This window comes from Methylobacterium sp. P5_C11, assembly GCF_054049775.1.
This window is the reverse complement of sequence record NZ_JBFULS010000038.1, coordinates 30,605-50,627: the sequence shown is the minus strand read 5'-3', so window position 1 is coordinate 50,627 and position 20,023 is coordinate 30,605. Positions and strand designations below refer to the sequence as shown.

At 69.4% G+C, this 20,023-nt stretch carries 24 protein-coding genes; 15 read left to right on the top strand and 9 right to left on the bottom strand.

The features are described 5' to 3' along the window. The 12 genes from ACXJKQ_RS18930 to rpsQ form a co-directional block, all read left to right on the top strand. Positions 1-248 (top strand): EF-Tu C-terminal domain-related protein (locus tag ACXJKQ_RS18930; RefSeq protein WP_457107264.1); only part of this gene is annotated, 248 nt, incomplete at its 5' end. 80 nt (positions 249-328) lie between these two features. Beyond that, the gene (rpsJ, locus tag ACXJKQ_RS18925; protein ID WP_043351245.1) at positions 329-637 is read left to right on the top strand and encodes a 30S ribosomal protein S10; all 309 of its coding nucleotides are present in this window, start codon (positions 329-331) and stop codon (positions 635-637) included. Positions 638-688: 51 nt separating this feature from the next. Beyond that, positions 689-1,414 carry a 50S ribosomal protein L3 gene (gene rplC, locus ACXJKQ_RS18920; RefSeq protein WP_043351246.1) on the top strand — a complete coding sequence of 242 codons (726 nt, stop codon included), beginning with the start codon at positions 689-691 and terminating at the stop codon, positions 1,412-1,414. Further along, positions 1,414-2,034, top strand: coding sequence for a 50S ribosomal protein L4 (rplD, locus tag ACXJKQ_RS18915; protein ID WP_091783715.1), 621 nt, complete (start codon positions 1,414-1,416; stop codon positions 2,032-2,034). The genes rplC and rplD overlap by 1 nt, the downstream gene beginning before the upstream one ends. Next, positions 2,031-2,327, top strand: a complete 297-nt coding sequence (locus ACXJKQ_RS18910) for a 50S ribosomal protein L23 (RefSeq protein WP_243950844.1) — start codon at positions 2,031-2,033, stop codon at positions 2,325-2,327. Before rplD ends, ACXJKQ_RS18910 begins: the two co-directional genes overlap by 4 nt. Before the next feature lie 25 nt (positions 2,328-2,352). Further along, complete coding sequence (rplB, locus tag ACXJKQ_RS18905) at positions 2,353-3,189, top strand: 50S ribosomal protein L2 (RefSeq protein ID WP_457107263.1); 837 nt, start codon at positions 2,353-2,355, stop codon at positions 3,187-3,189. 5 nt (positions 3,190-3,194) lie between these two features. Further along, complete coding sequence (gene rpsS, locus ACXJKQ_RS18900) at positions 3,195-3,473, top strand: 30S ribosomal protein S19 (RefSeq protein WP_012319190.1); 279 nt, start codon at positions 3,195-3,197, stop codon at positions 3,471-3,473. Between the two features lies 1 nt (position 3,474). Then, the gene (gene rplV / locus ACXJKQ_RS18895) at positions 3,475-3,861 is read left to right on the top strand and encodes a 50S ribosomal protein L22 (RefSeq protein ID WP_012319191.1); all 387 of its coding nucleotides are present in this window, start codon (positions 3,475-3,477) and stop codon (positions 3,859-3,861) included. 10 nt (positions 3,862-3,871) lie between these two features. Next, positions 3,872-4,618, top strand: a complete 747-nt coding sequence (rpsC, locus tag ACXJKQ_RS18890; protein WP_012319192.1) for a 30S ribosomal protein S3 — start codon at positions 3,872-3,874, stop codon at positions 4,616-4,618. 11 nt (positions 4,619-4,629) lie between these two features. Continuing rightward, a complete protein-coding gene (gene rplP, locus ACXJKQ_RS18885) occupies positions 4,630-5,043 on the top strand; it encodes a 50S ribosomal protein L16 (RefSeq protein WP_012319193.1) in 414 nt (137 codons plus the stop codon). A 12-nt stretch (positions 5,044-5,055) separates the two neighbouring features. After that, complete coding sequence (gene rpmC / locus ACXJKQ_RS18880) at positions 5,056-5,271, top strand: 50S ribosomal protein L29 (protein ID WP_457107262.1); 216 nt, start codon at positions 5,056-5,058, stop codon at positions 5,269-5,271. A gap of 22 nt (positions 5,272-5,293) precedes the next feature. Beyond that, positions 5,294-5,560 carry a 30S ribosomal protein S17 gene (rpsQ, locus tag ACXJKQ_RS18875; protein ID WP_457107261.1) on the top strand — a complete coding sequence of 89 codons (267 nt, stop codon included), beginning with the start codon at positions 5,294-5,296 and terminating at the stop codon, positions 5,558-5,560. 471 nt (positions 5,561-6,031) lie between these two features. On the opposite strand, the gene recA is transcribed toward rpsQ, so the two are convergent. From recA to flgB, 8 genes are all read right to left on the bottom strand, one after another. Continuing rightward, positions 6,032-7,093 (bottom strand): recombinase RecA, encoded by a 1,062-nt coding sequence (gene recA, locus ACXJKQ_RS18870; RefSeq protein WP_457107267.1) that lies wholly within the window; start codon positions 7,091-7,093, stop codon positions 6,032-6,034. A 207-nt stretch (positions 7,094-7,300) separates the two neighbouring features. Further along, positions 7,301-10,057, bottom strand: a complete 2,757-nt coding sequence (gene cckA, locus ACXJKQ_RS18865; RefSeq protein WP_457107260.1) for a cell cycle histidine kinase CckA — start codon at positions 10,055-10,057, stop codon at positions 7,301-7,303. A 208-nt stretch (positions 10,058-10,265) separates the two neighbouring features. Further along, positions 10,266-11,333, bottom strand: a complete 1,068-nt coding sequence (gene flhB, locus ACXJKQ_RS18860) for a flagellar biosynthesis protein FlhB (RefSeq protein WP_457107259.1) — start codon at positions 11,331-11,333, stop codon at positions 10,266-10,268. A gap of 53 nt (positions 11,334-11,386) precedes the next feature. Further along, positions 11,387-12,148 carry a flagellar biosynthetic protein FliR gene (gene fliR / locus ACXJKQ_RS18855; RefSeq protein WP_457107258.1) on the bottom strand — a complete coding sequence of 254 codons (762 nt, stop codon included), beginning with the start codon at positions 12,146-12,148 and terminating at the stop codon, positions 11,387-11,389. A gap of 51 nt (positions 12,149-12,199) precedes the next feature. Continuing rightward, a complete protein-coding gene (gene fliQ / locus ACXJKQ_RS18850) occupies positions 12,200-12,466 on the bottom strand; it encodes a flagellar biosynthesis protein FliQ (protein ID WP_457107257.1) in 267 nt (88 codons plus the stop codon). Positions 12,467-12,530: 64 nt separating this feature from the next. After that, positions 12,531-12,845 (bottom strand): flagellar hook-basal body complex protein FliE, encoded by a 315-nt coding sequence (fliE, locus tag ACXJKQ_RS18845; RefSeq protein ID WP_457107256.1) that lies wholly within the window; start codon positions 12,843-12,845, stop codon positions 12,531-12,533. 32 nt (positions 12,846-12,877) lie between these two features. Further along, the gene (flgC, locus tag ACXJKQ_RS18840; RefSeq protein ID WP_457107255.1) at positions 12,878-13,285 is read right to left on the bottom strand and encodes a flagellar basal body rod protein FlgC; all 408 of its coding nucleotides are present in this window, start codon (positions 13,283-13,285) and stop codon (positions 12,878-12,880) included. A 65-nt stretch (positions 13,286-13,350) separates the two neighbouring features. Then, complete coding sequence (gene flgB, locus ACXJKQ_RS18835) at positions 13,351-13,764, bottom strand: flagellar basal body rod protein FlgB (RefSeq protein WP_457107254.1); 414 nt, start codon at positions 13,762-13,764, stop codon at positions 13,351-13,353. 411 nt (positions 13,765-14,175) lie between these two features. Between flgB and ACXJKQ_RS18830 the strand changes: the two genes are divergently transcribed. Further along, positions 14,176-15,438, top strand: coding sequence for a hypothetical protein (locus ACXJKQ_RS18830; RefSeq protein ID WP_457107253.1), 1,263 nt, complete (start codon positions 14,176-14,178; stop codon positions 15,436-15,438). Between the two features lie 504 nt (positions 15,439-15,942). Here ACXJKQ_RS18830 and ACXJKQ_RS18825 read toward each other — a convergent pair. After that, entirely contained in the window at positions 15,943-17,247 is a 1,305-nt protein-coding gene (locus ACXJKQ_RS18825) for an MFS transporter (protein ID WP_457107252.1), read from the bottom strand. A 289-nt stretch (positions 17,248-17,536) separates the two neighbouring features. Between ACXJKQ_RS18825 and dnaN the strand changes: the two genes are divergently transcribed. Next, entirely contained in the window at positions 17,537-18,658 is a 1,122-nt protein-coding gene (gene dnaN / locus ACXJKQ_RS18820; RefSeq protein WP_457107251.1) for a DNA polymerase III subunit beta, read from the top strand. A 209-nt stretch (positions 18,659-18,867) separates the two neighbouring features. Next, complete coding sequence (gene recF, locus ACXJKQ_RS18815; protein WP_457107250.1) at positions 18,868-20,022, top strand: DNA replication/repair protein RecF; 1,155 nt, start codon at positions 18,868-18,870, stop codon at positions 20,020-20,022. Position 20,023 lies beyond the last annotated feature (1 nt).

Genomic DNA, 20,023 nt, shown 5'->3' with positions numbered 1-20,023 from the left:
CCAAGGAGGAGGGTGGCCGTCACACGCCGTTCTTCACGAACTACCGGCCGCAGTTCTACTTCCGCACGACGGACGTGACCGGGATCTGCACGCTGCCGGAGGGCACCGAGATGGTGATGCCAGGCGACAACGTGACCATGGACGTGGCGCTGATCGTGCCGGTGGCCATGGAGGAGAAGCTGCGCTTCGCCATCCGCGAGGGCGGCCGCACCGTCGGTGCCGGCGTCGTCGCCGCCATCAACGATTGAGCTCGAGAAAGCATCCTTAGCAGGGCGCGGCGGGGTCCAGGCCCCGCACACCCCGCCGTCCCTCTCAAGGTTCCAGGATCATGAACGGTCAGAACATCCGTATTCGCCTGAAGGCGTTCGATCACCGCATCCTCGATGCGTCGACCAAGGAGATCGTCTCCACGGCCCGGCGCACCGGCGCGACCATCCGGGGTCCGATCCCGCTCCCGACGCATATCGAGAAGTTCACCGTGAACCGCTCGCCGCACATCGACAAGAAGTCGCGCGAGCAGTTCGAGATGCGCACGCATAAGCGTGTGCTCGATATCGTCGATCCGACGCCGCAGACCGTGGACGCGCTGATGAAGCTCGACCTCGCCGCCGGCGTGGACGTGGAGATCAAGCTCTGAGTCCGCTGAGGACTTAGAGCTTACCGTTTCATCGCGCGAGGGAGAGAACCTATGCGCTCAGGCGTCATCGCACAGAAGGTCGGCATGACCCGCGTCTTTACGGACGCGGGGGAGCATGTCCCCGTCACGGTGCTCAAGATCGACCAGTGCCAGGTGGTTGCCCACCGCACCGTCGAGAAGAATGGCTACGTTGCGCTGCAGGTCGGCGTCGGCAAGGCCAAGGTCAAGAACGTCTCGGCCGCCGAGCGGGGCCGCTTCGCGGTCGCCAAGGTCGAGCCGAAGAAGAAGCTCGCCGAGTTCCGCGTTTCCGAGGACGCGCTGATCCCGGTCGGCGCGGAGATCACCGCGGACCACTTCATCCCCGGACAGTTCGTGGATGTCACCGGCACCACGACCGGTAAGGGCTTCGCGGGCGGTATCAAGCGCTGGAACTTCGGCGGCCTGCGCGCCACCCACGGCGTGTCGATCTCGCACCGCTCGATCGGTTCGACCGGCGGGCGTCAGGATCCGGGCAAGACCTTCAAGAACAAGAAGATGCCGGGTCACCTCGGCGTCGAGCGGGTCACGACCCAGAATCTCCGTGTCGTGCGCACCGATCCCGAGCGCGGCCTGATCCTGGTCGAGGGCGCGGTTCCGGGCGTGGCCGGCGGCTGGATCCAGATCCGCGACGCGGTGAAGCGCAAGCTGCCCGCCGACGTTCCGCTGCCGGGCAAGTTCCGTGAAAACGGCGCGTCCGCCCCGGCTCCCGAGGCCGCTGCGGCTGAGGAGACCGCGTGATGAAGCTCGATATCACCACTCTCGACGGCGCCGGCGCCGGTTCGGTCGAGCTGAATGAGGCCATCTTCGGCCTTGAGCCTCGCGCCGACCTGCTGCAGCGCATGGTCCGCTGGCAGCTCGCCAAGCGTCGCGCCGGCACTCATGCCGTGCAGAACCGCTCAGACGTGAACCGGACCCGCAAGAAGCTGTACAAGCAGAAGGGCACCGGTAATGCCCGCCACGGCGCGGCCTCGGCGCCGCAGTTCCGCGGCGGCGGCCGGGCCTTCGGTCCCGTGGTGCGCGACCACAGCCACGACCTTCCCAAGAAGGTCCGTGCCCTGGCCCTGCGCCACGCGCTCTCGGCCAAGGCCAAGGCCTCGACCCTAATCGTCGTCGACGACATCAAGATCGAGGATCACAAGACCAAGGGTCTCGTCGAGCGGTTCGGCAAGATGGGCCTGTCGAACGCGCTGATCATCGGCGGGGCCGAGGTCGACGTGAATTTCGGTCGGGCTGCCCGCGCCATCCCGCAGATCGACGTGCTGCCCGTGCAGGGCATCAACGTCTACGACATCCTGCGCCGCGACACGCTCGTCCTGACGAAGGCCGCCGTCGACGCGCTGGAGGAGCGTTTCAAATGAGTGCCGATCCGCGCCACTACGACATCATCGTCTCCCCGGTCATCACCGAGAAGGCGACAAACCTGACCGAGCAGAACAAGGTCGTGTTCCGGGTCGCCCCCAAGGCGACCAAGCCTCAGATCAAGGAGGCCGTGGAGAAGCTGTTCGACGTCAAGGTCACGGCCGTGAACACCCTTGTCACCAAGGGAAAGAAGAAGATTTTCCGCGGCCTCCGCGGACAGCGCTCCGACGTGAAGAAGGCGATTGTGACCCTGGCCGAGGGCCACACGATCGACGTCACGACCGGGCTCTGAGGACGGGTTTTAGGGATCCAAGCCGATGGCCTTGAAGACATTCAAACCGGTCACGCCGAGCCTGCGCCAGCTCGTGCTCGTCGACCGCCGTGAGCTCTACAAGGGCAAGCCGGTGAAGGCGCTGACGGAGGGCAAGTCGTCCTCCGGCGGCCGCAACAATTTGGGCCGCATCACCGTCCGCTTCCGCGGCGGTGGCCACAAGCGCGTCCTGCGCAACGTCGACTTCAAGCGGCGCGAGCAGCTCGGCGTCGCCGCCACGGTGGAGCGGATCGAGTACGATCCGAACCGCACGGCGTTCATCGCGCTGATCAACTTCCCCGATGGCAAGCAGAGCTACATCCTGGCCCCGCAGCGCCTGCAGCCGGGCGACAAGGTGGTGGCCGGCGAGAGCGTCGACATCAAGCCGGGCAACGCTGCGCCGGTCGGTTCGATGCCGGTGGGCACGATCGTCCACAATGTCGAGCTGAAGATCGGCAAGGGCGGCGCGATCGCCCGCTCGGCGGGTAACTACGCGCAGATCGTAGGCCGCGACCAGGGTTACGTGACCCTGCGCCTGAACTCGGGCGAGCAGCGCCTGGTTCACGGCCAGTGCTTCGCCAGCGTCGGCGCGGTCTCGAACCCGGACCACATGAACATCTCGCTCGGCAAGGCTGGGCGCAACCGTTGGCTCGGCAAGCGCCCGCACAACCGTGGCGTTTCAATGAACCCGGTCGACCATCCACACGGCGGCGGCGAGGGTCGCACCTCGGGCGGCCGCAACCCGGTCACGCCCTGGGGCGTGCCCACCAAGGGGAAGAAGACCCGGTCCAACAAGCGGACCGACGTGTTCATCCTGTCCAGCCGCCACAACCGCAAGAAGTAATCGCTATGGCACGCTCTCTCTGGAAGGGGCCGTTCGTCGACGGCTACCTCTTCAAGAAGGCCGAGGCGGCGCGGGGCTCCTCGCGCTCCGAGGTCATAAAGATCTGGAGCCGCCGCTCCACGATCCTCCCGCAGTTCGTCGGGCTCACCTTCGGTGTGCACAACGGGCAGAAGCACATCCCGGTCTACGTCACCGAGGAAATGGTCGGGCATAAGTTCGGCGAGTTCTCGCCGACCCGCACCTTCCCGGGCCACGCGGCCGACAAGAAGGCGAAGAGGCGCTGAGATGGGCAAGCAAGCCACCCCCCGCGCGCTCCCCGAGAACGAGGCCAAGGCCGTCGCGCGCATGCTGCGCGTCAGCCCGCAGAAGCTCAACCTCGTGGCGCAGATGATCCGCGGCAAGAAGGTCGACACGGCGCTCGCCGAGTTGCAGTTCTCGCGCAAGCGGATCTCAACCGAGGTCAAGAAGTGCCTCGAGAGCGCCATCGCCAATGCCGAGAACAACCACGATCTGGACGTGGACGACCTAGTCGTCTCCCAGGCCTTCGTGGGCAAGGCGCTGGTTCTCAAGCGCTTTCACGCCCGCGCCCGCGGCCGCGGCGCGCGTATCCTGAAGCCCTTCTCGAACCTCACCATCGTGGTTCGCGAAGTCCGCCAGGCCGAAGCGGCCTGAGGAGGATCTGATGGGCCAGAAAGTCAATCCGATCGGTCTCCGGCTCGGCATCAACCGGACCTGGGACTCCCGCTGGTTCGCCAACAAGGGCGACTACGCGAAGCTCATGCACGAGGACGTCGCGATCCGCGCCGCCCTCATGAAGCAGCTGAAGCAGGCGGCGGTCTCCAAGATCGTCATCGAGCGCCCGCACCGGAAGTGCCGGGTCACCATCCACTCGGGCCGTCCGGGCGTGGTGATCGGCAAGAAGGGCGCGGACATTGAGAAGTTGCGCAAGCTCGTCGGCACGATGACTAAGGCCGACGTGACCATCAACATCGTCGAGGTGCGCAAGCCCGAGATCGATGCCACCCTGGTGGCCGACTCGATCGCCCAGCAGCTCGAGCGCCGCGTCGCCTTCCGGCGCGCCATGAAGCGGGCCGTTCAGTCGGCCATGCGTCTGGGCGCCGAGGGCATCCGGATCAACTGCTCGGGCCGTCTCGGCGGCGCCGAGATCGCTCGCCAGGAATGGTACCGCGAGGGTCGCGTCCCGCTGCACACGCTGCGCGCCGATGTCGATTACGGGACCGCCACGGCGTTCACGACCTACGGCACCTGCGGCATCAAGGTGTGGGTGTTCAAGGGCGAGATCCTCGAGCACGACCCGATGGCCCAGGACAAGAAGGCCCAGGAAGAGGGCGGCCGCTCCGGCGGACGCCGTGAGCGCGATGGCGAGGGCGGCCGCGAGCGCGGACGCCGCGAGCGCGAGCACGCGTAAGGTAGGAAGCCATGCTGCAACCGAAAAAGACCCGCTTCCGCAAGCAGTTCAAGGGCCGCATCCACGGTGCGGCCAAGGGCGGCTTCGAGCTGAACTTCGGCCAGTTCGGCCTGAAGGCGGTGGAGCCCGAGCGCGTCACCGCCCGCCAGATCGAGGCGGCCCGCCGCGCGATCACCCGCGAGATGAAGCGTCAGGGCCGTGTCTGGATCCGGGTTTTCCCGGACGTGCCGGTCTCGTCGAAGCCCACTGAAGTCCGCATGGGCTCCGGTAAGGGCGCCCCGGATTACTGGGCTGCGCGCGTGCATCCCGGTCGGATCATGTTCGAGGTCGACGGCGTTGCCGAGAACATCGCCAAGGAGGCGCTCCGCCTCGGCGCCGCGAAGCTCCCGATCCGCACGCGGGTCGTCCAGCGCATCGCCGACTGAACGGAGGATATCGTGAAGTCGACCCAGAGAGTGTCTGATCTGAAGGCGTTGTCGCCGGATCAGTTGAATGACGAGTTGCTGAACCTCAAGAAGGAGCAGTTCAACCTGCGCTTCCAGGGGGCCACCGGCCAGCTCGAGAACGTCGCTCGCGTCCGTGAGGTCCGACGCGACATCGCCCGTGTCCGGACGTTGCAGCGCGCCAAGACGCTGCAGCAGCCCAAGAGCTGACGCGGGCCTCTAGGAGAACACCATGCCGAAGCGCATCCTTCAGGGCACCGTCGTCAGCGACAAGGGTGAGAAGACCATCGTGGTGAAGGTGGAGCGTCGCTTCACGCACCCGGTGATGAAGAAGACCGTGCGTCGCTCGAAGAACTACCACGCGCACGACGAGGCGAATGTCGCCAAGGTCGGGCAGACGGTGTTCATCGAGGAGTGCCGCCCGTTCTCGAAGACCAAGACCTGGAAGCTGGTCGAGGGCGACGTGGCCCAGGCCCCCGAGGCTGGCGAGGCCGCCTGATCCTGGGGCTGCGGCAGGCGCGGTCTTCCGCATCCGCCCGGTCTCTGTCGATCCGGTTGCCGAGCGGCATGCGCTCCTGAGCGCTTGGGTGACGGCAACACCAGGGTCGAACGACGAACGCCCGGAAGCAGTTCGGCTCACCCGAGTCGGATTCGCTCCGGGCGTCGTCGTTTGCGCGTTCGCCGTCAGGGGCCGGGGCTTCTCGAGGCGGAATGCCCGCCGCGGTTGGCGCGGCTGCGTCCAGAGGCGTTGCAGCGATGCCGGTGCTCCGGTTCGGCGCGACCTAGGGTGTTGCCGCCGCGCGGTCGGCCCCCGTTGCTGCATCCAGTTGCTGCATCCAGCCGCGAATGCGACGGGCGGCGGTCCCGGCGCAAAGCGAAACCCCCTCCGCGACCCTCAGGTCCCGGAAGGGGTTGCGACCGCCTTCAATGCTTGGCGATCCGGGTCGTCGACGGGTTCGGCCGCGAGCGCCTAGGCGTCGCCCTCTTCGAGATCGTCGGCCGTCGGCGTTGCGTTCTCCAGGATCTTCTCGGCCACCAAGCCGGAATTCTGCCGGATCGAGGCCTCGATCTTGGACGCAATCTCCGGGTTGTCGCGCAGGAAGCCCTTCGAGTTCTCGCGACCCTGGCCGAGGCGCTGGCTATTGTACGAGAACCAGGCGCCGGACTTCTCGACGATGCCGGCCTTCACGCCGAGATCGATGAGTTCGCCGACCTTCGACACGCCCTCGCCGAACATGATGTCGAACTCGACCTGCTTGAACGGCGGCGCGACCTTGTTCTTCACCACCTTGACGCGGACCTGATTGCCGATCGCCTCGTCGCGATCCTTCAGGGTCGAGATCCGGCGGATGTCGAGGCGCACGGAGGCGTAGAACTTCAGGGCGTTGCCCCCCGTGGTCGTCTCCGGGCTTCCGTACATCACGCCAATCTTCATCCGGATCTGGTTGATGAAGATCACCATGCAGTTCGACCGCGAAATCGAGCCGGTGAGCTTGCGCAGGGCCTGGCTCATCAGGCGTGCCTGGAGTCCGGGCTGACTCTCGCCCATCTCGCCTTCGATCTCAGCCCGCGGCGTGAGCGCGGCCACCGAATCGACCACGAGGACGTCGATGGCGCCGGACCGCACCAGCGTGTCGGTGATCTCCAGGGCCTGCTCGCCCGTGTCGGGCTGCGAGATCAGCAGGTCATCGAGGTTGACGCCGAGCTTGCGGGCATAGACGGGGTCGAGGGCGTGCTCGGCATCCACGAAGGCGCAGACACCGCCCTTCTTCTGGGCCTCCGCTATCGTGTGCAGTGCCAGCGTGGTCTTGCCGGAGGATTCGGGACCGTAGATCTCGATCACGCGCCCGCGCGGCAGGCCCCCGACGCCCAACGCGATGTCGAGCCCGAGGGAGCCGGTGGAAATGGTCTCGACCTCCTGGACCTTGTCGTTCTTGCCGAGCCGCATGATCGAGCCTTTGCCGAAGGCGCGCTCGATCTGGGCCAGGGCGGCGTCAATGGCCTTGGACTTGTCCTTGTCCACCGGGGGCATGTCGACCACTTTCAATGCGGGCTGGGCCATCTGGCGGGCTCCTTATGAAGGGGTTGGGCGCAGTTCACAACGCGCGCCAACACCCGCTTTGTGTACCTGTTTTGTTCTCTTTCGGCAAGGGCCGGTGGGTGGTTTCCCGCGGAGAGCGGGTGGCACGGGCTCCGCACGAGCCCGCGCCGTTCCGAAGGGTTCGGGCGCGCCCGTCCCTCAATCGGCCATGGTCTTCTTGACGGTCTCGACCAGCTGCTTGAGGCTGAAGGGCTTGGGCAGGAAGTTGAAGGTCTCGCCCTCCGGCAGGTTCTTGCGAAACGCATCCTCGGCGTAGCCGGAGACGAAGATCACCTTCAGGTCGGGCTGGTGCTTGCGGACCTCCCGCAGGAGGGTCGGTCCGTCCATCTCGGGCATGACCACGTCCGAGACCACGAGGTCGATCGGCTGGCTGCCTTCGCGGACGATGGCCAGCGCCTCGAGGCCGGAGGCGGCCTCCAGCACGGTGTAGCCACGGGCCGAGAGCGCCCGGCTGTTGACGGCGCGGACGGGGTCCTCGTCCTCTACGAGGAGGATGGTCCCCTGCCCCGTATGATCGGCCGCGGGCTTGCGCGGCGCTGGCTTCTCGCTCTTGGTCGCGGTGCCGGGCGCCGCGCCGGGCTCGCCAGGCTTGGCGTCCGACTTCGGCGAGGCGGCGATCGCCGTGAGGGGCTCCGCCCGCGGCAGGGTGGTGTCGGAAGGCAGGGACGGCACCTCCTCGGGCTCCGCCACGGGCACGTGCCGCGGCAGGTAGATCCGGAACGCCGTCCCCTCCCCGATCTTCGACTGCACGTCGATGGTGCCGCCGGATTGCTTGACGATGCCGAACACCGTCGACAGGCCGAGTCCCGTGCCCTTGCCGATCTCCTTGGTGGTGAAGAACGGCTCGAAGATCTTCTCCATCAGCTCGGGCGGGATGCCCTGGCCGGTATCGCGCACCTCGATCAGCACATGGTCGCCAGCCGGCGCCCCGCCACGTCCCTCGGCGCCGCTGGCTGCTCCCGGATCGGTGACGTTCTCGGTGCGGATCATCAGCTTGCCGCCCTCCGGCATGGCGTCCCGGGCGTTGACCGCGAGATTGACGATCACCTGCTCGAACTGGTTGACGTCGGCCTTCACCGGCCAGACCTCGCGGCCGTGCTTCAATTCGAGGGCGACGCGCTCGCCGAGGAGGCGCTTGAGCAGGAGCGTGAGTTCGGAGAGCGCCTCCCCGACGTTCATCACCTCCGGGCGCAGGGTCTGACGGCGGGAGAACGCCAGGAGCTGGCGGACGAGGCCCGCCGCCCGGTTGGCGTTCTGCTTGATCTGCATGATGTCCTGGAACGCCGGATCGGTCGGCCGGTGGCTCGCGAGCAGCAGGTCCGAGTAGCCGATGATCGCCTGCAGCACGTTGTTGAAATCGTGCGCGATGCCGCCTGCCAGCTGGCCCACCGCGTTCATCTTCTGGGCCTGGGCGACCTGCTGCTCCAGCTGCCGCTGCGCCGTCGTGTCGAGGGCGTACAGGATCACCCGCTCGGCTTCGTCGGTCTGCTGTCCCGGATCGCCGCCGTCGGCCGGGCTGAGCCAGACCCGGGCCGAGCGGCCGCCCGGTCCCGACAGCTGGACCTCGATGGGTTCCGGATCGGTCCGGCCGCTCGCCGCACGGGCGAGCCCGGCCTCCAGGGCGGTGCGGTCGGCCACCGAGTCGCCGACGTTCGGCTCGACCCGGGGCGTGCCCTCCCCGTCGAGGGCGCCGTCGTCGGCCTGGCGCGGCACGGTTCCGAACAGCCGGGTGAACGAGGCGTTCGCCCGGGCGATGCAGCCGGCGCGGTCGAGGGTCGCGATCGCGATCGGCGAGTTGTTGAGGAAGCGGGCGAGGCGCACCTCGGCGGCGCGCTGCGGCTCGTCGGTCTCGGCCCCGGCCGACCGGTTGATCACGAAGGTCCGCGACGACCCGGGCTTGCCGTCCTTGCCGAAGGCGACCCGATGATAGAGCCGCACCGGCAGGGTGTGGCCGTTGCGGCGGCGCAGGTCGAGGTCGAAGCGGTCGGTCCGCACCTCGCCCGGCAGGCCTGCGGTCCGGACGAGGACGTCCGCCTCCGGGGCGATCTCGGTCAGATGCGGGCCGCCGGGGCCGACGCTGGCGAGGTCGTAGCCGAGCCAGGCCGCGAGGGTCGCGTTCATGTAGACGATGGCGCCGGCCGGATCGATCGACAGGAAGCCCGCTGGGGCGTGGTCGAGGTAGTCGATGGCGTGCTGGAGTTCCTGGAAGACGTTCTCCTGCCGCTCCCGCTCGGCGGTGATGTCGGCCACGGTCCAGAGCGAGGCGGCCCGGCGTGGACGGGCGAGCGGCCGCACCGAGACCCGGTACCACCCGAAGCCGCGATCGCCGGCTGTCGGCCCGAGCGGCGGCGACATCCGGACCTCCTCGGTATGGGCGCGGGCGTCGCGCGAGGCCTGCGACAGGCGATAGACGGCCTCAGAGACCTCCGGGGAGCCGACGAGGATGCGTTCCACCGGCACGAGGTTGGAGAAGGTGTTGCCGCTGGCGATCCGCAGATAGGCCTCGTTGGCGTAGATCAGGCGGCCTCCTTCCTCGACGACGAGCTGCCCGTCGGGCGAGGCATCGACGATGCCCTTGGTGATGTCGTCCCGGGCGGCGCTGCCGCTCAGCTGCAGCGCCCCGATGGCGAGGGCGAACAGGAAGAACACGCCCGCCATGGCCAGCAGGGCGAGCAGCCACACGATGAGCGACTGGGCCTGTTCGTTGGCCACGAAGGACAGGCCGATGGCCGCCCCGACGAGGAGGCCGGCGAGCACGAGCAGCAGCCCGACCCGACCCGGCTGCTCCGAGCGGTCGATCGAGCCCGTCCCCACCAGGGCAGACGCCTGCGAGACCGGAAGACCCGAATTCTGCGGGCTCGCGGCGGGCGCCGGAGGTCCAGTGACATCGGCCATCGGCTTCATTCCAGAACAGTCACCCGGTTGGGCTTGCCGGCCATAACAGGACACGCGCGGGGCGGCACCACTCTCGTCGCGCCAAGCCTCGCTACAGCCTCGCGAAAAAAGGTGGAGGAAGCGTGGCCTTCCGACACGGCGACCGTCTCCGGCTCACAATGCCGTCCGGTTCCACGCGCCTCACGGTCCCGGCTGTCGCCCGCGCGCCCTACGCCGCCCGCTTCCGCAGGCGCAGCACGAAGCCGATGACTTCCGCCACCGCCCGGTAGTGCTCGGCCGGAATCTCGCGGTCGATCTCCACGGTGGCGTGGAGCGCCCGGGCGAGCGGCGGGTTCTCGATCAACGCGACGCCGTGCTCGGCGGCCACTGCGCGGATCCGCAGCGCCAGGGCATCGACGCCCTTGGCGACGCAGACGGGCGCGCCCATGCCGGTCTCGTAGCGCAGCGCCACCGCGTAGTGGGTCGGGTTCGTCACCACCACGGTGGCAGTGGGGACCGCAGCCATCATGCGCTTCTTCACCCGGGCCATCCGCAGCTGCTTCAGGCGCCCCTTGACCTCCGGGTTGCCCTCCGACTCCTTCATCTCCTGCTTGAGTTCCTCCTTCGACATGCGAAGGCGCTTGCGCCAGCGGAACCGGGCGTAGAGCGCATCGCCGAGCGTGATCGCGAGGTGCATGCACAGCATGCCGGCGAGCAGCCGCAGGCTGAGGGACAGGATCGCCGGCAGGGACGCCGCCGGGTCCAGGCGTGCGAACACCTCCAGCCGGTCGCGGTCGTTCCACAGCACCACGCCGCCGACGATGCCCACGGCGCCGATCTTGGCCAGACCCTTGCCGAACTGGAACAAGGCCTCGACGCCGACGAGCCGCTTCACGCCCGCCATCGGCGAGAGGCGCGAGAATTTCGGCATCAGCGTCTCGGTGGTGAAGACCAGGGGGTGCTGCAGGAGTCCCGCGGCCAACCCGGCCACGATGGCCGCCCCCACGGGTACGGCCACCGCCTGGAGCCACAGCCACAGTCCGTGCGTCATGGCCGCCCGCATCGCCGTGGCGTCGTCCGGCAAGGTGGAGGCGTTGGCGAGGTAAGCCTTGAGACCGTGCAGCAGGTTGGTGGCGATGCCGGGGGCGGCGACCAGCAGCGTCAGGGTGAACGCGCCCAGCATCGCGAAGGTGTTGATCTCGCTGCTGGTCGCGACGTCGCCGCGCTCGATGGCCTGATCGAGCCGCCGTTGGGACGGCTCCTCGGTCTTGTCCTCGTCGTCGGTATCGTCGGCCATCGGGCGTCGCTCTCAGCGCGGACGAGGGATCGGGGTGCGGGCGGCGCGGCCGCTCAGCGGCCGACGTAATCCCCGAGATACCGGCCCAGATCGTCCAGGAACACGCCCATCATGACGCCCAGGCAGCCCATCAGGATCAGCATGCCGATCAGGACCGAGGCCGGGACCGCCAGGAAGAAGACCTGCAACTGCGGCATCAGCCGCGAGAGCACGCCGAGCCCGAGGTTGAATAGGATTCCGAAGGCGATGAACGGACCGGAGATCTGCACCGCCAGGGTGAAGCCCCGGGCGAGGGCCTTCGTGGCCAGCATCAGCGCGTCCGAGAAGGCCGGGACGCCGTCGGGCGGCAGCACCTCGTAGCTGCGGGCCACACCCTCGATCGCGAGATGGTGCAGGTCGGCGGCGAAGATCAGCGTGATCCCGAGCAACGACAGGAAGTTGCCGATCGCCACCTGCTGGCCGCCCTGGCTCGGATCCACCGACATGGCGTAGGACAGGCCGACCTGCGCCGAGATGATCACACCGGCGGTCTGCAGGGCTGCGAGGACCATGCGCACGGTCAGCCCGAGCACCAGGCCCACGATCGTCTCGCCGAACAGGAGCCCGATCAGCCGCGGGCCGGCTACGCCCTCCGTCCCGCCGAGCAGCGGCCGCACGGTCGGAAACAGCACCAGGGTCGTGAGCAGCGCGAAGGCGAGGCGCAGGCGCGGCGACACGGTCTGCTCGCCGATGCCCGGCATCAGCATGATCAGCGTGCCGATGCGCGCGAAGGTGATCAGGTAGGCCGAGGCGATGCCGGGCAGGAGCAGGTTCATCGCCGCCCGTATGGCACGCGCGGTCCTCGCCTGTCGCGGCCGGCCCGCGCATCAGCCGCCGGCCGCGATGCGGGCTGCGATGCGGGTCATGTAGCCGGCCATGGCGTCGCCCATGAAAGGCAGCATCAGCAGCAGGGTGGCGAACACCGCCACGACCTTCGGCACGTAGATCAACGTCTGCTCCTGGATCTGCGTGAGAGCCTGGACCAGGGAGACGGCGAGCCCGACCGCGAGGGCGACCAGCATCAGCGGCCCGGCGACCTTGAGGAAGACGAAGATGCCGTCGCGGGCGATGTCGAGGATGGCGAGGCCGGTCATGGGGATGCGATCTGTGCAAGGGGCATGGGCGGTGGCGCGGGTGGAGGACGTGCCGGACGGCCGTTCAGATCTGCATGCGCATGATCTCCTCGTAGGCGGAGATCATCCGGTCGCGAACCGCCACCATGGTCTGGAGGGCGGTCTCGCTCTCGGCCACCGCGGTGACCACATCCACGACATTCGCCTTGCCGGTGGCGGCCGAGACGGCCTGGGCGTCGGCCCGGCGGCCGGTATCGCCGACGCTGTCCAGGGTCTGCCCGAGCATCTGCATGAAGTCGGTGCCGGTGCCGGTCGTCGGCTGCACCCGGGGCGCGGGCCGGCCGCCGGCGAGGCCCTGGACGGCCGCGTAGGCACCCGCCGCGAAGTTGCTCGAAGCCATCGCCATGCGTCCTTGCTAAGCGTCCCGACCGGTCACTTCAGGATCCCGAGGGTCTGCGCCAGCATCTTGCGGGTGGCGCTGACCATGTTGAGGTTCGCCTCGTAGGAGCGCTGGGCCTCGCGCAGGTCCATGTTCTCGATGAGCGCGTTGACGTTGGGCATCTGCACCTCGCCCTGGGCGTTGGCCGCGGGGTTGCCCGGCTCGTACTTCGTCCGGAAGGCCGATGGATCGCGCTTGACCCGTCCGGCTTCCACGAGCCGGGCGCCGGTCTCGTCGTCGAGATGGCTCGTGAAGCTCGGGATCTTCCGGCGGTAGGGCTGCGCCCCGGCGGAGGCCGGCGCGGAATCGGCGTTGGCGATGTTCTCCGCGATGATGCGCATCCGGCCGGACTGGGCCTTGAGGCCGGAGGCCGCCACCGCCAGCGACTTGCTGAATTCCATGGTTCGGGACCCTCTATCCTACCGCGACCGTATGGAGACGGCGCTCGACTGCCGGCGGCCGCGCGTCAGCTCTTGCCGATCGCGATCTTCAGGGTGGTGAGGCTGTGCTGGTAGAGGGAGGCGGCCAGCTGATAATCCGACTGGTTGTCGCCGGCCTTCATCATCTCGTCCTCGAGGTTGACGCCGTTGCCGCTGGGGCGGATCTCGAAGCCCTTCGCGCGCTTGGAATCCGTCCCCACCCCCTGCCCGGCCGGAGCCATGTGGCCGGGGCTCGTCAGGGACAGGCTGGCCGCGGTCGCTGACGCGGTCGCGGCCAGGGCGCCGCTGGCCCGGTCGAAGTGCGGCTCCACGAGGTCGCGGGGCTTGAAGCCCGGCATGTCGGCGTTGGCCACGTTCTCGGCGATCAACCCCTGGCGCGCCTGCGCCCATTGCATCCGCGTGCGCAGCATGCCCAGCACGGGCAGGTCGGTGAGGGCCAAGGTCGCCTCCGCTGTGGCGTGGCCGCGCCGGAACGAGCGGGCTCGGCAAAATCTGCCGCGCGCATGGTTAACGCCGCGTTAAGCCGTTCGACGCCGTCGACCCGGTCTCGTGACCGGTGCTCTCGGGAAGGCGAGGTTCGTCCCCGCTTCGCGTGCGAAGGCGCCGTTCGGATCGCGGAGCCAGGGAGAGATATGGTGGGAGGTGCATCGCGCGCCGGTCCACAGGGGATCGTCGATGCGCGATGGCGACGCGCCGGTCCCTGATCCTCGCCCTATTGTCTTGATCGCCGACAATTAAAAGGTCTGTTAACGAACTCTTAACGTCGTTTGCCCTGCCGCCCCCCCGGCGTGGTAAGGATGAAGCCGTGCCGGCACGCATCCGCGGCGGCCGGAACGGACGAGTGCGTAACCTTGCGATGGCTGCAATTCGTGTTCGGCTCTGACGGCTCCCCCATCGTCCAGTATATTGTCATTTTCGCCGTCATCTTCACGGCGCTGGCGGCCATCGTGTTCACGGTGCGCCGGCTGACGGGCCGAAGCCTGGCGCTCCCGGGGCGTACCGGCAATCGCGGGCGGCAGCCGCGTCTCGGGATCGTCGACGTCTACGAACTCGACCGCGCTCGGCAACTGATCCTTCTGCGCCGGGACAACGTCGAGCACCTGCTGCTCGTGGGCGGCCCCAACGACGTGGTGGTCGAGCGCAACATCCAGCGCAGCCAGCGACCGCTGCCCGAGGCGGCCCTTCGGCCGGAACTGACGACCGAGCCTCTCGCCGAGCCGCTCCAGGACCCGCTCGTCCAGGGCGGTCGCCTGCCCGAGCCGCCGCGGGTCCTGCCCGAGTCAGCGGGGCGCCGCGCGGAGCCCCTGTTCGATCCGGGCTTTGAGATGCCGGTGGTGGTACCGCCGCCGGTGCCGCGTTCTGCGGCTGGCCCGTCGGTGCGGCTCCCCCTCGATGCCGCCCTGCTCGTTGGCGATGAGCCCGGCCAGGATATCCCCGCGCCCGTGCCACTCGCCCCGCCGCCGGCACCATTGCGCCCGCCGGCGCCTCCTCTGGTGGCAGAGCCGCCCGCCCCCCCTGCGCGCGAGCCGACCATCCCCCGGCGGATCCTGAGCCGGACCGCACCGCCCCTCGTCGAACCGCGGCCCGATCCCGCCTCCGAGCGCAAGCCGGAGACGGTACCCGCGGAGTTGGAGCCCCCCCGTCCGGCGCCGGCCCTCGCCGTGCCCTCCGAGCGCCGGTCGGTCGATCCGGTCGTCCTGTCCGACATGGCTCGACAGCTTCAGGCCGCTCTGTCGCGCTCGTCCTCGGCGGTGACCCCGGCGCCCCAGATCGCGCCGTCCCCCGCCCCGACCCAGGGCGTCGATCCGGTCGCGGCCGCAATGGCCTCCGCCCCCGCTGATCCGGGGCCGCCCCTTGCTGCCCAGCATGTGGCGACCCCGCCCTCGCCCCCAACCAAGGCGCCGAGCGTTCCTGTACCCGCGCCGCCGCCTCCCGCGCCGCCTGTGCCTCCGGCTATGCCGAAGGCCGCTCCGGTCTTCGCGCCGCCGCCGCCGGCACCCCCGCCCGCCGTAGAGCCCCCGGAAGCGAAGTCATCCGGCAACCCGTTCTCCGTGGAGGAGATCGAGGCTGAGTTCGCCCGCCTTCTCGGCCGCCCCCTCGACAAGCGGAGCTGAACGCCCGCATCGCGGCGCAATGCAGTCTGTCCGCGAGGCAGGCACGCCCATAAACGGGGTCCGTCGCGTTTCGCCTGCAGGGCCGTCGGAATGCGTCTCGGTCGGCGGAGCAGGGCGACGAGACCTGCCATTAACCATCGGTTAACCCTCATCCGGGACGTTCGGTCGCGGAGGTTGTCCGATGCTCGCAACGAACGCCGAAACCGCTCACCGCAGTCGCGCCTACAGGGCCTTCAGGCTCGACCGGGCCGGCCGGGTCTTCGCGGCCGAGATCGTGCCAGCCGAGGACGACACGCAGGCGCGCCGCCGCGCCCGGGCGATGGTCGAACGCGACGCGATCGAACTCTGGGAACGGACCCGGTTCCTCGGGCGCTTCGAGCCCGTCGTGTCCGATGGGCTGGATCCCTCGGCCCAGCTGGAACGCAGAAACCGGAACCGGCTTCGCGGGGGCGGGGGGCGATCCTTCGGTCTTGAGGGCGCACCGAGCCGCGCAGCCGCGTGCCGTCAGCGCCCAGCGGTTTCCTGCATCGCCAGGACCGCGAGGAAGCTGAGGATCGCGGCCGCCGACAGGTAGAACCCGACGAAGCCGATCCCGCCGAACGCCACGAGTTCCTGCGCGATGTAGGGCGCACCTGAGGCGCCCAGGATCCCCGCGAGGTTGTAGGTGACCGAGGCACCCGTGTAGCGCACCCGCGTCGGGAACAGCTCGGGCAGGACGGCACCCATCGGCCCGAACACCCAGCCCATCGTCAGGAGGCTGAGGCACAGGAAGCCCAGGACGGGCGGCCAGGTCCCGCTGCCGGCGGCGTGACCGAGCATCGGCCCCATCAGGAAACCCAGCAGGAACGTCACCGCCATCCCGGAGAGCAGGACCGGCCGGCGCCCGAAGCGATCGGCCGCGGCACCCGACACCACGGTGCCGAGCGCCATGAAGCAGACCGCGATGCACTCGAACAGCAGGAAGGTCGGCCGGCTGTAGCCGAGGGTCCCGGTGCCGTAGCCCAGGGCGAAGACGGTGGAGAGGTAGAACACCGCGTAGACCGCCACCATCGCGAGGGTGCCGACCAGGACCGAGCGTCCATGCTGCGTCAGCATCGTCGCGAAGGGGACGCGCTCCGGCCGCGCCTCGCTGAGCGCCGCCCTGAAGGCGGGCGTCTCGGTCAGCTTGAGGCGGACATAGAGCCCGACGCCCACGAGCGCCGCGGAGGCCAGGAACGGCAGGCGCCAGCCCCAGGCCTGGAAGCTCGCCGGCGACAGGCCGAAGCTGAGGGCCAGGAAGCCGAGATTGGCCAAAATGAAGCCCACCGGCGCGCCGAGCTGCGGGAAGATTCCGTACCATGCCCGCCGACCCGGCGGCGCGTTCTCGACCGCCAGGAGCGCCGCTCCGCCCCACTCGCCGCCGAACCCGATGCCCTGGCCGCAGCGCAGGACGCAGAGGGCGGCGGGCGCCCACCAGCCGGCGGCGGCATAGGTCGGCAGGCAGCCGATCAGGACCGTGGAGAGACCCATGATCAGCAGCGACGCCACCAGCGTCGCCTTGCGGCCGACGCGGTCGCCGAAATGCCCGAACAGGGCCGCGCCCACCGGCCGCGCGATGAACGCGATGGCGAAGGTCGCGAAGGCGCTGAGCTGCTGGACGCCGGGTGCGCCCGCCGGGAAGAAGACAGGGCCGATCACCAGGGCGGTGGCGGTGGCGTAGATGTAGAAGTCGAAGAACTCGATCGCCGTGCCGACGAAGCTCGCGGCGAGGATCCGGGCGGCGCTCGGTGCGGCAAGCGGCGTGCCTGCGGTGTCGACGGTCTGCAACATGATCGGGGTGCGGAAGGAGGGGGCCGGGGCGATTGCGGCGCTTTCGCACGGGGCGGCCCACGCGGGTACCCCGGTTTCGGCATGGGTGCCCGACGGGGCTGCCGGACTTGTCCGACCCTCTCGGCTGCCCGACCGGGTACCCGACAGGGCCGGGCGACGGGGGCTCGGAGGTCGCTGTGCGGCGCACCAGCGGCGGCCTTGCGTTCCCCGGTCCCGTTCGCCAAGCTGAACGGCCATATTCCGCGACGGCTGCCGGCCGCGGCGCCGTCCACATCACTTGAGTATTGCGATGAGAGTCACTGTCGAGCGCGCGGCCCTGCTCAGGTCGCTCGGCCACGTGCACCGGGTCGTCGAGCGCCGCAACACGATTCCGATCCTGTCGAACGTGCTCCTGCGGGCGGAAGGGTCGGGGCTCCAGCTGCGGGCGACGGATCTCGACATCGAGGTGACCGAGAGCGTGCCGGCCGACGTGTCGGATGCGGGCGCCACCACGGTGCCGGCGCACGTGATCTACGACATCGTGCGCAAGCTCCCCGACGGCGCGCAGGTCTCCCTGGAGACCGGTGGCGAATCCGGCCAGATGACGATCCGGTCCGGCCGCTCGCGCTTCGCCCTCGGCGCCCTGCCGGAGGGCGACTTCCCGGATCTCGCCGCCGGCGAGATGCCGCACGGCTTCGAGATCGCCGCCGCCGACCTGAAGCGGCTGATCGAGAAGACCCAGTTCGCGATCTCCACCGAGGAGACCCGCTACTACCTCAACGGCATCTACCTGCACACGCTGGAGACCGAGGGCGGCCCGGTGATGCGGGCGGTGGCCACCGACGGCCACCGGCTCGCCCGCGTCGAGCTTCCGGCCCCGCAGGGCAGCGTCGGCATGCCGGGCGTGATCGTGCCGCGCAAGGCGGTCGCCGAGATCCAGAAGCTCCTCGACGACGGCGGTGAGACCGTCGCGGTCGACCTGTCGCCCGCCAAGATCCGCCTGCGCTTCGCCGGCGGCCTGACCCTGATCTCCAAGCTGATCGACGGCACCTTCCCGGATTACCAGCGGGTGATCCCGGCCAACAACGACAAGCGGCTGACCGTCGAGCGCGACGCCTTCGCCAAGGCCGTGGACCGGGTCTCGACGATCTCGTCGGAGCGCGGCCGCGCCGTCAAACTCGGGCTCGTCGAGGGTCGCCTCGCGCTCTCGGTGAACAACCCGGATTCGGGCAGTGCCACCGAGGAACTCGATGTCGACTACGAGGCGGCCAATCTCGATATCGGGTTCAACGCCCGGTACCTCCTCGATATCACCGCGCAGCTCGAGGGCGACACCGCCCTGTTCAAGCTCGCCGATCCCGGTTCCCCGACCCTGATCCAAGACCGCGAAGGCGCGCCGGCGCTGTACGTGCTGATGCCGATGCGGGTGTGAGACCGCCGCGGCACGTCCTGTTCCTGCCCTCGTCCTGGGGTGCCGGAGCGTAGCGGGGGCCTCGCGAGAGGTCGCCAGAGTGCGACATGGGTTCTGGAGCCCTCCTGCGAGGCCCGCCGACGCGGACACCTCAGGAGGAGGGTGTTGAATGGGATGTCAGATAGGAAGGGACGGTTGAGCGCGGTGCGGCTCGACCTCCGGGTTCACCGATGAGCGATGTCGTCGATCCGCGGGTCGAGCCCAACGGGTCGGATCTGCGCGTCACCCGCCTGATCGCCCGCGATTTCCGCAATCACGCCGATCTCGAGCTGAGCCCAACGGCCCGGTTTGTGGCGCTGGTCGGAGAGAACGGCGCGGGCAAAACCAACCTGCTCGAGGCGCTCTCGCTGTTCGTGCCGGGCCGGGGCCTGCGCCGGGCGGAATTCGCCGCGATGGCGCGCGATGGCGGTCCGGGAGGGTTCGCGGTCTCGCTCACCCTCGACCGGGATGGCGCCGAGCACCGGCTCGGTACGGGTCTCGAGCCGCCGGGTCCCGACGGGCGGGCGAGCCGGCTCTGCCGGATCGACGGCGCCACGGCCTCCTCGCCGGTGGCGTTCAGCGAGTTCCTGCGGGTGGTCTGGCTGACCCCCGACCTCGACGGGCTGTTCCGCGGGGCGGCCGGGGACCGGCGGCGGTTCCTCGACCGTCTCGTGCTGGCAGTCGATGCCGCGCACGGCGCCCGGGTCTCCGCGATGGAGCGGGCTCTGCGCTCGCGCAACCGCCTGCTGGAGGAGCGGCCCGACGACGACCGTTGGCTCGACGCGGTGGAGCGGGAGGTCGCCGAGCTGGGCGTCGCCGTGGCCCTTGCCCGCCGGGAGACCGCCGAGCGCCTCGACCGGCTCATCGCCGAGACCCGGGACGACGGGCAGCCCTTTCCCTGGGCCTCCATCCGCCTCGAAGGCGACCTCGACGACCTCGTGGCGGTCTGGCCCGCCATCGAGGCGGAGGACCGCTACCGCATGGCGCTGCGCCACGGCCGCAACCGGGACCGGGCCGCCGGCCGCACCCTGATCGGGCCGCAGAGCAGCGACCTCGTGGTCCGCCACGGTCCCAAGGACGTGCCGGCGGGAACGGCGTCCACCGGGGAGCAGAAGGCGCTGCTGATCGGGCTCGTCCTCGCGCATGCCCGGCTGGTGCGGGCCATGAGCGGGATCGCGCCCCTCATCCTCCTCGACGAGGTGGCGGCCCATCTCGACCCGCGGCGGCGGGCCGGCCTGTTCGAGGCCCTGGAGGCGCTGCCGGGACAGGTCTGGATGACCGGCGCCGACCCGGATGCCTTCGCGCAGGCCGGCGCCCGGACCCAGGTGCTCCGGATCGGGGCCTGAC

What these genes read in the sequence shown, in the direction of transcription:
- flgC (WP_457107255.1), bottom strand. Translation starts at nt 13,285, where the DNA reads ATGGAATTCAGCAAGTCGCTGGCGGTGGCGGCCTCCGGCCTCAAGGCC.
- rplP (WP_012319193.1), top strand. Translation starts at nt 4,630, where the DNA reads ATGCTGCAACCGAAAAAGACCCGCTTCCGCAAGCAGTTCAAGGGCCGC.
- recF (WP_457107250.1), top strand. Translation starts at nt 18,868, where the DNA reads ATGAGCGATGTCGTCGATCCGCGGGTCGAGCCCAACGGGTCGGATCTG.
- rpsQ (WP_457107261.1), top strand. Translation starts at nt 5,294, where the DNA reads ATGCCGAAGCGCATCCTTCAGGGCACCGTCGTCAGCGACAAGGGTGAG.
- rplV (WP_012319191.1), top strand. Translation starts at nt 3,475, where the DNA reads ATGGGCAAGCAAGCCACCCCCCGCGCGCTCCCCGAGAACGAGGCCAAG.
- fliR (WP_457107258.1), bottom strand. Translation starts at nt 12,148, where the DNA reads ATGAACCTGCTCCTGCCCGGCATCGCCTCGGCCTACCTGATCACCTTC.
- rplC (WP_043351246.1), top strand. Translation starts at nt 689, where the DNA reads ATGCGCTCAGGCGTCATCGCACAGAAGGTCGGCATGACCCGCGTCTTT.
- flhB (WP_457107259.1), bottom strand. Translation starts at nt 11,333, where the DNA reads ATGGCCGACGATACCGACGACGAGGACAAGACCGAGGAGCCGTCCCAA.
- cckA (WP_457107260.1), bottom strand. Translation starts at nt 10,057, where the DNA reads ATGGCCGATGTCACTGGACCTCCGGCGCCCGCCGCGAGCCCGCAGAAT.
- fliQ (WP_457107257.1), bottom strand. Translation starts at nt 12,466, where the DNA reads ATGACCGGCCTCGCCATCCTCGACATCGCCCGCGACGGCATCTTCGTC.
- rplB (WP_457107263.1), top strand. Translation starts at nt 2,353, where the DNA reads ATGGCCTTGAAGACATTCAAACCGGTCACGCCGAGCCTGCGCCAGCTC.
- rpsJ (WP_043351245.1), top strand. Translation starts at nt 329, where the DNA reads ATGAACGGTCAGAACATCCGTATTCGCCTGAAGGCGTTCGATCACCGC.
- fliE (WP_457107256.1), bottom strand. Translation starts at nt 12,845, where the DNA reads ATGGCTTCGAGCAACTTCGCGGCGGGTGCCTACGCGGCCGTCCAGGGC.
- rplD (WP_091783715.1), top strand. Translation starts at nt 1,414, where the DNA reads ATGAAGCTCGATATCACCACTCTCGACGGCGCCGGCGCCGGTTCGGTC.
- dnaN (WP_457107251.1), top strand. Translation starts at nt 17,537, where the DNA reads ATGAGAGTCACTGTCGAGCGCGCGGCCCTGCTCAGGTCGCTCGGCCAC.
- ACXJKQ_RS18910 (WP_243950844.1), top strand. Translation starts at nt 2,031, where the DNA reads ATGAGTGCCGATCCGCGCCACTACGACATCATCGTCTCCCCGGTCATC.
- rpsS (WP_012319190.1), top strand. Translation starts at nt 3,195, where the DNA reads ATGGCACGCTCTCTCTGGAAGGGGCCGTTCGTCGACGGCTACCTCTTC.
- rpsC (WP_012319192.1), top strand. Translation starts at nt 3,872, where the DNA reads ATGGGCCAGAAAGTCAATCCGATCGGTCTCCGGCTCGGCATCAACCGG.
- recA (WP_457107267.1), bottom strand. Translation starts at nt 7,093, where the DNA reads ATGCCCCCGGTGGACAAGGACAAGTCCAAGGCCATTGACGCCGCCCTG.
- ACXJKQ_RS18825 (WP_457107252.1), bottom strand. Translation starts at nt 17,247, where the DNA reads ATGTTGCAGACCGTCGACACCGCAGGCACGCCGCTTGCCGCACCGAGC.